A 10,075-nucleotide genomic window follows, 5' to 3' on the forward strand; every position below is an offset into this window, starting at 1 on the left:
GATGGGCGGGCTGATCTGGGCCTACCTGGGGCCGCAGCCGGTGCCCTTGCTGCCGCGCTGGGACTTGTTCGTGCGCCCGCGCGGTTTTCGCCAAATGGTAGCCCACAACCTACCCTGCAACTGGCTGCAGGTGATGGAAAATCGCGGCGACCTGGGCCATGGCATTTATCTGCACGGGCGCCTGTTTCAATACGCGCTGGAGCGCCAGGGGCGCCTGACCGACGACCCCGAAGCGCGCTACAATATGACGATGACGGCGCAGCGCAAAATGCTGGCGCGGGGCGCCTACGTCAAGTATCGCCCAGTCTACAACAAGTATGGATTTACCAAGGGTAGGCTCGACTCCGACCGCGACGAAAGCGCCGCTTCATGGAACGTCGGCATGAACCCGGTACTGTTTCCATACTTGCTGGCGTTCGGCCCCGAGGCCGGAATTCGACGCACCTATCAGTTCGGAGTTCCAGTCGACGATACCCACACCTGGCATGTCCAATATTTCTGCTATGTGGTGCCTCCCGAAATTGAGGTGCCCAAGCAAGAGACCGTCCCCTACGCTTTGGTCCCACTGACCAACGACAAAGGCGAGTACCAGCTTGATTACGTCCTGGGACAGGACATGGTGGCCTGGTACGAACAGGGCGAAATTACTGATCGCACGCGCGAGCAACTGGGAGTGAGCGACGCTTGCGTGATCGCATACCGCCAATTGCTCAAAGCCCAGATCGACCTAGTAGCTGCCGGCCAAGAGCCCATGAATATCTTTCGCGAGGGCAAGGTAGACAGCCTGGAGTTGACCATTCCGGGCTACGCCAACGACGGGCGGCGAATCGACGGCGACTCGGTGCGCGGAGTTTTCGCGGGCGGCAATGTCATCAAATACCGCGATAACTATCACCGGGTTTCCAAGGGCGGCTGGCTATATATTGACGACGACGCCGACCGTTTCTGCCCCGATCGCGAGATCGTGTTGGAGCTGTTTCGCAAGGCTGAAGCTTTATGGGCCGCCGACCAGGCACAAGCCGAACCTAAGGCGACTTCGGACAAGTGAAACGCCCCCGGTCGTCGCCCGCGCGACCATATGAAGCAGCTGGGCCTGCGCCAAGTCCTTCGCGATCGCTCCGGTTCCATCGCGCCCGGCTGCGTGAGCTTGTGACGATTCGTCTCCTGTCCTGTCTCTTACTGCTGGCTGGGACGGCACACGCGGCAGCCGTGGACCACTTCGACGGACGCCAGCTCTATGCGCGCCATTGCGCGCGTTGTCACGGCTCAAGCGGGCGCGGCGACGGTCCTCAGGTCGCCGGCTCGTTTCACAAACCCCACAGCTTTGCCGACTGCACCTGGATGAATCTGATGTCCGATGCGACGCTGTTCCTGGTAATCTCGGAGGGCAGCGAGGCGGGCGGCTTTCGGACCGGAATGCCGGCCTTCGGCAATAAGCTAAGCTATGCTCAGATCGTGAGCTTGATTCGGTACGTGCGCAGCTTCTGCCGCGCGTCCAAGTCCACGCCGGACCAGGGTGCTCAGGCCAGCGCTTCGTGGAACGCCATGAGCGCGCGATAAAAAGCTTCAGGTTGCTCGCGAAACAGCAGATGTCCGGCCCGATTAACGAGCGTAAAGCGGGTCGCGGGCTGGCCGGCGGCAAGCACTTCATAAAGGGCAAAACCGCGCTCAGGCGGGGTTAATGGATCATTGGCGGCCCAGATGACCTGGGCCGGCACAGGAAAGCCCTCGCCTCGGCACAATTCGTAAAGACGCGACTTGGTAGCTCGCACGCTGGGCAGATAGGAGCGCTCATAACCATCCTCGCCCATGATGGCGGCCGCATGGCGATAGACCTGGCTGTCCGCGGCGGTGACGCAACTCTCCAGCAGCGCGCGATCAATATGATGGTGAGAATAGGAAATGCGCTCCAACGCCCAAGCTTGCGAGAGCGCGCTGGCGCGCGGCCACGGCAGTCCCGCCAGCGTCAAATTACCCACGCTATCGCCAGTGGGCGCTGCCAGGGGACTTGCGGCGAGGCTCACCGACGCCAGCAGGCGCGGGTGATTAAGCCCCAGCCACAAAGCCACCAGCGCGCCGTGGTCGTGGCCGACGACGTCGAAGCGGGCCGGCCCCAGTGCCTCCATCAAGGCCGCCACCTGTCCGCCAATAAGATCAAGACTGGGCGCGCCCTCGGCCAGGGTAAAACCGCCGTGACCGGGCAGATCGACCACAAACAGGCTTTGCCCCGCAAGCCAGCGCTCCAAGTCCGGTGCCCACATATGCGGCCCACCGCAATAAGGCGCCACCCCCGCCATCCCGCCCTGCAATAAAAGCACCGCTCGCTCGCGCGCCGGGCCAGCGCTTAGCACCCTCACCTGGCGCCCTTGCACCGCAACGCTGCGTTCCTGCAACGCGCTCATGACAGGACCTCCGGTGCGGCACAGGAAGCCACAAAGCGGGCCAGCAGGGCGTTGAACTGGGCCGGATGCTCACGGAAGGGAAAATGGCCGGACTGATTGATGATATGTAATTCGGTGCGCCGTTGATGGGCGGCGATCATGCGAAACAGCTCGAAACCTCCAGCCACGGGAGCCGTCCGATCGTTATAGCCCCACACGATCAGGGTGGGACGCTGCAGACGGCCGTCATTGATCCACAACAGGGTGTCGCGCTTTTGCAGCGCCAACTGCGGATAGAACAGGCGGGTGGCGAGTTGCTCCTGCCACATCTTGCGCACGCTCTCGCGATACTTGGGCTGCGACATGACTGCGAAGACGGTCTCGATCCAGGCGTCGGTGACAATGGCGGGATTAAAGGAGTAATGCTCATAAATCCAGCGCGCGCTCTCCCGCGTCAGGGGTGGAGCGGGGGGACGAGCCAAGGTTGGTTCGTTGGTGCTGACCGTGGGCATCAGGGTGCCGCTGTTAATTACGGTCAGCGAGCGCACCAGCGCGGGATATTCCAGCGCGATGCGGGCGGCGGTGAAGCCGCCGCGTGAATGGCCAACCAGATGGACCGGGGGTAAGCTCAGCGCCTTGATAAAGGCGACCGCGTGCCGCACCACCGCGGCCATCGTGTAATCCTCGTCGCGCAGGGGGTTGTCGGTGAAGCCCTGCCCCAGCTTGTCGAATGCGATGGTGCGAAAGCGCGCCGCCAGCGCAGGCAGCGTTTGATCCCAGGTTTGGGCGCTGGACGCGGAATCCTGCGCGCCAAAATTGCCGCCGTAGATAAAAACCACCACCTCGCCCGCGCCACTATCGTAATAGCGCGTGCCCACCCCCTCGACTTCGATCATCTTAGGCTCGGGCATCACCCCGGCCATCGGGACTGCGTTCTCCATCGTTATCTAATCCCGCTCCCACTTGGCTGGCGCCGCCGCTTCACTCGTTGATTAAGCCAGCGCGGCGCAGCGTCCATTGTGCCAAGTCCAGCCTGCGTGCGAACCAAACCCCCTGATGCTCTTTGGCATAGGCTAGACATTTGCGCAAAGTCGGAATCAGCGTCGGTCGGCCGCCGATATGGCAATGGATGGTGATTTCGGTCCAGCGCGGAGCGCCCGCGCAGCCCTCGGCATAGAGCTGATCGAAGGTGTCCTTGAAACCCTCCCAGATAATGCTGGGTGGATTGCGCGGCGCCAGCCACACCGTCAAATCGTTATGATGGGTATTGGTGCGGGGCAAAATAACCAACGGCCCATGCTTGGTTGATTGAATGAAGGGCAAATCGTCGCTGGCGTCGTCGCCCGACCACAGGTAACCCTCGCCGGCCAGAATATCCAGGGTGTTTTTGGACAGCGTGGAGCCCGGACTGGTCCAGCCCAGCGGCCGCACGCCGGCCGCGGCGCTCAACACCTTGGTGCAGCGTTGGATCTCGGCCAACTCCATCTCGGGATGCTCATCGCCGGCCAGCTTATCGTTGACCCAGCCATGGCCCGCGATCTCGTGCCCGGCGCGGGCCGCCGCCGCCGGTACCTCGGGATGCCGCTGGGCGGCCAGGCCGCTGGTGGTCAGATGGGCCTTAAGGCCAAATTCATCCAACAGCGCAAACAGCCGCCAAGCCCCGCTCTTCCAACCGTAGTCGGCGTAGGAGAGCGAGAAATGGTTGGTTTTCCCGGCTGGAACCTCGGTCCGGTACTGGCTCTGAAACTCGAAGGCTTCGAAAGCCAGGCCGATCGTCAAGGCCAGCTTGGCTTCGTTGGGCCATTGCCATCGACGAGAATAGGTCATGCTCGTAGCCATCTTAAGACGCTCCCGCGCTGCCTGATTAATTGTCCACAATCCGTCTGGCGCCGCCGAATGAAGCCTCGCCTTCGCCTACCTGATTCGAGCGTGCGCTACCTTATCATGGCCTGCTGGCCGATTGGCAACGGCGCGAGCGGTTGCTCACGGCAACGGCGGTACCGCAAGCGGTCACAGCCTTAAGCATCCGACTAAGGACTTTATTAATCCATCGGTAACTGCAGCACCTCAATTCGTTTAATTCAGCGCTCCTACCTTGCATTTCGTTCTCCAAACTCGTTTCGGGAGGAAACGGATGCAACGACTAAGACGTAGAAAATGGGTAGCAGCCATCGCCTTGGGCGCGATGCTGTTGGGACAAGGGGGCGCGCCGATGCTCTATGCGCAGGGCGCAGGCGGTGAGGCTCCTGGGGCCAACGACCGGGCAACGGCGACGCCGATCCAACACGTAGTGTTGATCATCGGCGAAAACCGGACCTTCGATCACTTGTTTGGGACCTTCCGTCCCAATCCGGGGCAGAGCGTGATGAATCTGCTCTCGGAAGGTATCGTCAATTCTGACGGCACGCCGGGGCCAAACTTCGCGCGGGCCCAGCAATGGCAGGCCAGCGACACCGGCAGCTATTCGGTTCATCCTGACAAGACCGAACCTTTCAGCAGTCTGCCTCAACCGACCACCGGCGGTGCGCCGACCAATGCGCCTTTTGCGTCAGTCAGCGCGGCCGAAGAAGTCGAGCCGGCTCTGCCGCAACCCGACTACACTCTGCTGACGATCGGCGGCACCGGCCTGCCCAGCGGTCTGGATACCCGATTTCCAGCCGATCTGGCCGACGGCCCTTTCGACATCACTAACTACATCTCCTGGAACGATTACGCCGGCAGCCCGGTCCATCGCTTCTTCCAGATGTGGCAGCAGGCCGATTGCGACAGCAGTGCGGCGACCCAAGCCAATCCCAGCGGATGCCAGGAAGATCTGTTTCCGTGGGTCGAGGTCAGCGTGGCTACGGGCAGCAACGGCAAACCGGAACCGGCCAATTTCAGCGGCGAAGGCGCGCTGTCGATGGGCTACTACGACGTCGAGCAGGGCGACATGAGATACTTCAACCGCTTGGCGCACCAGTTCGCCCTATCCGACAATTATCACCAGGCAATCATGGGCGGGACCGGCGCCAACCACCTCGCGATCGGTTATGGCACGACGATCTTCTATGCCGATGCCAACGGCAACCCCGCGGTACCGCCGAGCAATCAGATCGAAAACCCCAACCCGCAGCCCGGGACCAACAACTTCTATACCCAGGACGGCTACAGCGGCGGCTCCTACGTCAACTGCTCGGATAGCAGCCAGCCGGGAGTGGGCGCGGTGGACGCATACCTGGCCAGCTTGCCGTACCCAACCTTCCGCAATGGCGATTGCGAGACCGGCGGCTATTACCTGGTCAACAACTACAATCCTGGCTATCTGGGGACCGGGCAGCCGGCTCCGCTCGGCGCCAATCAATTCACTGTTCCGCCTACCCAGCAACCCAATCTGGGCACCCTGCTGCTGGCGCATCAGGTGTCCTGGCGCTACTACGGCGAGGGTTGGGCCGACGGCCAAGAGACGGGCGAAAACAGCACCTACTGCAACATTTGCAACCCGTTCCTGTACTCGACCCAGATCATGACCAATGCGACTACGCGCCAAAACAACCTCGGGGGCATCCGCGACCTGTACTCCGACATCGCCCAGGGCAGGCTGCCGGCGGTCTCGATCGTCAAACCCGACGGTTACCTCGACGGTCATCCGGCTTCCTCCAAGTTCGAGTTGTTCGAGGCCTTCTGCAAGAAGATCATCGACCAGGTGCGCGCCAATCCGGAGCTGTGGAAAAACACCGCGATCCTGATCACGGTTGACGAAGGCGGCGGCTACTATGACTCTGGCTACATCCAGCCGTTGGATTTCTTCGGCGACGGCACCCGAATCCCGCTGCTGGTGGTCTCGCCCTACTCCGAAGGGGTGGGGATGGTTCACAGCTACACGGATCATGTCTCGTTCGCCAAATTCGTGGAGGCCAACTGGAAGCTGCAGCCGATTTCCGACCGCAGCCGGGATAACCTGCCCAATCCGATCGCGATGCCCGGCAATCCCTATGTGCCCTCCAATAGTCCGGCGATCGGCGACTTGATGGATATGTTCAACTTCAAGCGCCACCGTGGTCTCGGTCAGGACCGCGGTAACCATTAACCGGCGACCGTCCGAAGGCGCCGCAAACTAGGCCGGGCGGGGCGTAAAATCCTCGCCCGGCGTTTTTTTACCTGCCGCCATGGCTTGGCTTGCGCGCCAGGGGCGGGCTTTGCGAGGATGGCTAGCGAGGACAATTCGATGGGTCGGTTAGAGGAAGAAAACAAACGGATTGTGCGCGACTACCATCGCACCGCGTTCGTGGAGCTGGATTACGAAGGGGCCCGGAAGTTCTTTGGCGCCCGTTATATTCAGCACAACCCTCATCTGGCCGACGGCGCTGAGGGAATTAAAGCCTTCATCGATCTACGCAAAGAGAAATTCCCCGATTCGACTCATCAGATCAAACGGATCTTTGCCGAAGGCGACTACGTTATCTGCCACATTCTATATGTCCCAGTTCCCAACACTCCGGGAACCGCGGTGGTGGATATCTACCGTCTAGAGGAAGGCAAACTGGTAGAACATTGGGACGTAGTGCAGGAGCTACCGGCTCATCCCGCCAATAACAATGGCGCCGTTTGAGGGCGCCACGCCTCTGCGGGGGAAAGGGGGTCTTCAGGCGCCGGAGGGAGCCGAGCGCCTCGCCCAGAGGCAAGTTCCTCCCCGGCTCGGAATGAGCACAACCGCGAAACCCGGCAACTTACTCCAGCACAGGGGCCTGAACGATGATTTTCAGCGACGGCTGGATGCGTTGCCCGGTGTCAGATCATCTAATAATTGACAGGCCTTCTGCGCTAAGGTTAGCGCCGCCAAGTTGTCATGAACTTGCAACGCGGCGCGGCTTTGGGAGACAAAGTTGCTCGCTTCCTGGTAAGTGGGACGGGCCTGCGCGCTTAACGTCGCGGGATTGACCGCAATCAAACCGCGGCTAGCTTCAGCTAGCCGCTCCTGCGCCGAGGCGGCATAGCCGTTGCTTCCAGCCATTCCCACTTCACCCACCGGCGGCTGCGACACGGCAGTCACAGGGGCAGCGGCCGGCGCCTCTTGGGTAACTTTGACCTGCGCGCGACGATGGGCTCTGGCGCCTGGGATAGCGTCATGCCCCACTCCCATCCGCGGCTCGGGCGCTCCACCCTCGGACAGTTCGGTGGACACGATAGAGTCCGGCAGCGGTGGCAGCGCTGGTGGGGTTGCGACACAGGGCACCGACAGCGGGCATGGGAGCATGAGGGCCTCGCTCCGAGACTGCCCGTTGGCAGACTGGTCGAGGCTGGTAGCTGGTTGCTCGGTGGCGGCGCTGTCGTCGTCGGCTGTGGGCTGTGTCACAACCTCCCCACCCTCCTGGGGCTGAGCAATGCAGGGCACGGACAGTGGGCAGGGCAGCATACCAGCCGGGGTCGCGGCCTGAGCCGACACGCCCACGGTACTGCTGGGTTGGGCAGCAAAAGTCGCCGGCCCCAAGGTCATCAGAACAATATTCAACAGCGCGAAGTGCCGCGCCGCGATCTTGTCTTTCATGCGCACCTCGTGGACCGGAGTGCCGGCGCCTCTGAAACCTCTGGCGCCATACGATCATAGATGAACGCACGATCAGGTCGGTCCGAACGCAGAAGCAAGGCAAAAGGTTCGTCGCCGGCGGTACACCCATTGTAGGCTCTTTCTCGGCACGCAAGGCAAGACTATTCATGCGCGGCCTGTCTCAAATCGCGATAGTGTAGCCCGGAGCAGATTGCGCGCCGCCAAGCAGTCCAAGTCGCAAAGCGAACCTGCCCTACCCTGTGACGAATCTAGGTTTCTACCTCGCGCAGGTCGTTGCTGACGCGCCGAGCGTTGAATCAGCCCTGGAACGGGTTCGAGCAGTTGAGCGTTCGCTCCCGCACCCAACGCTCAATATCGGGCTTGTGGAACCGCCAGTCAGCGCCAAGCTGGAAGGCGGGAATGGAGCGATGCTTGATAAGGCGATAAATCGTACTGGGGTGGCAACATAAGAATTCGGAAAGCGTTTTCACGGTCAGGATTTCTCCGCTGCTGGAAACGTCGGTGCGCGACCGTGAAACATCACGTTTATTCTGCAATTTGTTGTTGTTCATGGCCCAAACCCACAAAGCGAGATCACATAGTTGTACCCACGCAGTTACAAGAAGCGGGCCAAAGGTCTCCGAACAACAAATTGCGACTAATCGCTCCTCGTTTTGGCTAACATTTGCGTTGCGTCCATCGTCCGAAAGAAAGTCATCCCAAAGGAGAATTCCTTTCTTACAATCTAGCCGCAGGCGCGAAAAAGGTCATAGAAGCCCGCAGGTGAACTGTAAGATTTACAAAGGGCTTGTTTCTTTTCTCACGGTTCTGAGCGAATTCAAATGTTTTTTTTGGCACCGCGATTGCTCATAGGCGTCAAAGCCGGAAACGAAAGGAGGCGCGGGTAAGGTCGCGCTATCTTAGCAAGCTGCGGAAAAAGTCTCCGCGGCTCACATACTCCTATGGAGAAAAGAAGATCGAGGAAGGAAGTCAGCCTTAACGCGACTTACAAGAACCTGTAGTGGGATCGTCCGGACTGGTTATTTCCGCGTCCCGCTAGTGAGCCTACGTCGAGGCGTAATCGTAATGGAGTCAAAGCGGCTGCTGATTGCCGAAGATGACATGCGCACACGCGAGGGCTGGCGCGAGTTGATCGGGGCCTGGGGTTTCCAGGTCGAAAGCGCAGCCGATGGCGAGCAAGCTTTGCGCCTGTTGGAAAGCTTCGAGCCTCATATTCTGCTGCTCGATCTCAAGCTGCCGCGAGTGGATGGTCTGGGGGTACTGAAAAAAATCCGCGAAGCGGGGCTGCCCACCGTCACTATCGTAGCCTCGGGTGAAGGCGAGATTCCAGATGCGGTCAAGGCGATCAAGTTGGGCGCTCACGACTACTTGCGCAAGCCGGTGGACGTAGCCCATCTCAAAGTGATGCTCAACAACCTCCGCGCGCTTCTCGCGGTTGACGCCGAGAACCAACGCTTACGCCGCCAGTTGATCGGCAAGGGGGGCCTGGGCCGCCTAGTGGGCGAATCGCTGGCGATGCGCAAGCTGATGGCCCTCATCGAGCAGGTCGCCGCCAGCGATGCGTCGGTGATTGTGGTGGGCGAGAGTGGCACCGGCAAAGAGCTGGTGGCGCGCACGATTCACGAAACCTCTGCCCGGCGCGAGGGGCCTTATCTGGCCATCAACTGCGCGGCGATGCCGGCGACTTTGATGGAGAGCGAACTGTTTGGCCATGAAAAAGGCGCCTTCACCGGCGCCGAACGCCGGCGCGAGGGCTGCTTTGAGTTGGCTAACGGCGGCACGCTGCTGCTCGATGAAATAACCGAGATGAAGGTCGATTTGCAGGCCAAGCTGTTGCGAGTGCTGGAGGAACGCACGGTGCGCCGAGTGGGCGGCAGCACAAATATCCCGCTGGATGTACGGGTGCTGGCGGCCTCCAACCGCGACCTTACCGCCGCGATCGCCGACAACAAGCTGCGCGAGGACCTTTATTACCGGCTCAACGTCTTTACCATCGAATTGCCGCCTCTGCGCCAACGGCGCGAAGATATAGTGCCGCTGGCTCAGCGCTTTTTGCAGGAATTCGCGCGCGAGGCCGGTAAAACCATCCATGGTTTCGACGACCGATGCCTGGCCGCGTTGCAAGCTTATTCCTGGCCGGGCAACGTGC

10 protein-coding genes are annotated in these 10,075 nt (G+C 60.9%); 5 read left to right on the top strand and 5 right to left on the bottom strand.

Features of this window, described 5'->3' with window-relative positions:
• The coding region (locus tag VKV28_00580; protein ID HLH75274.1) for a hypothetical protein at nucleotides 1–1,048 on the top strand (1,048 nt) is incomplete at its 5' end.
• A gap of 161 nt (nucleotides 1,049–1,209) precedes the next feature.
• Entirely contained in the window at nucleotides 1,210–1,560 is a 351-nt protein-coding gene (locus VKV28_00585) for a c-type cytochrome (GenBank protein ID HLH75275.1), read from the top strand.
• Here the strand turns inward: VKV28_00585 and VKV28_00590 are convergent.
• Genes VKV28_00590 through VKV28_00600 form a run of 3 tightly spaced genes read right to left on the bottom strand, consistent with a single transcriptional unit; the run spans nucleotide 1,521 to nucleotide 4,220 of the window.
• The gene (locus tag VKV28_00590; protein ID HLH75276.1) at nucleotides 1,521–2,402 is read right to left on the bottom strand and encodes an alpha/beta fold hydrolase; all 882 of its coding nucleotides are present in this window, start codon (nucleotides 2,400–2,402) and stop codon (nucleotides 1,521–1,523) included. The genes VKV28_00585 and VKV28_00590 overlap by 40 nt on opposite strands.
• Nucleotides 2,399–3,322, bottom strand: a complete 924-nt coding sequence (locus VKV28_00595) for an alpha/beta hydrolase (GenBank protein ID HLH75277.1) — start codon at nucleotides 3,320–3,322, stop codon at nucleotides 2,399–2,401. The genes VKV28_00590 and VKV28_00595 overlap by 4 nt, the downstream gene beginning before the upstream one ends.
• Before the next feature lie 40 nt (nucleotides 3,323–3,362).
• Nucleotides 3,363–4,220 (bottom strand): polysaccharide deacetylase family protein, encoded by an 858-nt coding sequence (locus tag VKV28_00600; GenBank protein ID HLH75278.1) that lies wholly within the window; start codon nucleotides 4,218–4,220, stop codon nucleotides 3,363–3,365.
• A 295-nt stretch (nucleotides 4,221–4,515) separates the two neighbouring features.
• On the opposite strand from VKV28_00600, the gene VKV28_00605 reads away from it, so the two are divergent.
• Nucleotides 4,516–6,447 carry an alkaline phosphatase family protein gene (locus VKV28_00605; protein ID HLH75279.1) on the top strand — a complete coding sequence of 644 codons (1,932 nt, stop codon included), beginning with the start codon at nucleotides 4,516–4,518 and terminating at the stop codon, nucleotides 6,445–6,447.
• A 138-nt stretch (nucleotides 6,448–6,585) separates the two neighbouring features.
• Complete coding sequence (locus VKV28_00610) at nucleotides 6,586–6,969, top strand: ester cyclase (GenBank protein HLH75280.1); 384 nt, start codon at nucleotides 6,586–6,588, stop codon at nucleotides 6,967–6,969.
• A 150-nt stretch (nucleotides 6,970–7,119) separates the two neighbouring features.
• Here VKV28_00610 and VKV28_00615 read toward each other — a convergent pair whose 3' ends face one another.
• Together VKV28_00615 and VKV28_00620 are read right to left on the bottom strand one after the other, a co-directional pair.
• Nucleotides 7,120–7,905 (bottom strand): hypothetical protein, encoded by a 786-nt coding sequence (locus VKV28_00615; GenBank protein ID HLH75281.1) that lies wholly within the window; start codon nucleotides 7,903–7,905, stop codon nucleotides 7,120–7,122.
• A gap of 317 nt (nucleotides 7,906–8,222) precedes the next feature.
• Nucleotides 8,223–8,477, bottom strand: coding sequence for a helix-turn-helix domain-containing protein (locus VKV28_00620; GenBank protein ID HLH75282.1), 255 nt, complete (start codon nucleotides 8,475–8,477; stop codon nucleotides 8,223–8,225).
• A gap of 514 nt (nucleotides 8,478–8,991) precedes the next feature.
• On the opposite strand from VKV28_00620, the gene VKV28_00625 reads away from it, so the two are divergent.
• Nucleotides 8,992–10,075, top strand: a 1,084-nt coding sequence (locus VKV28_00625) for a sigma-54 dependent transcriptional regulator (protein HLH75283.1), incomplete at its 3' end; no start/stop codon positions are given.

The sequence above is a fragment of the Candidatus Binataceae bacterium genome (assembly GCA_035294265.1).
Taxonomy (GTDB): Bacteria; Desulfobacterota; Binatia; order Binatales; family Binataceae; genus DATGLK01.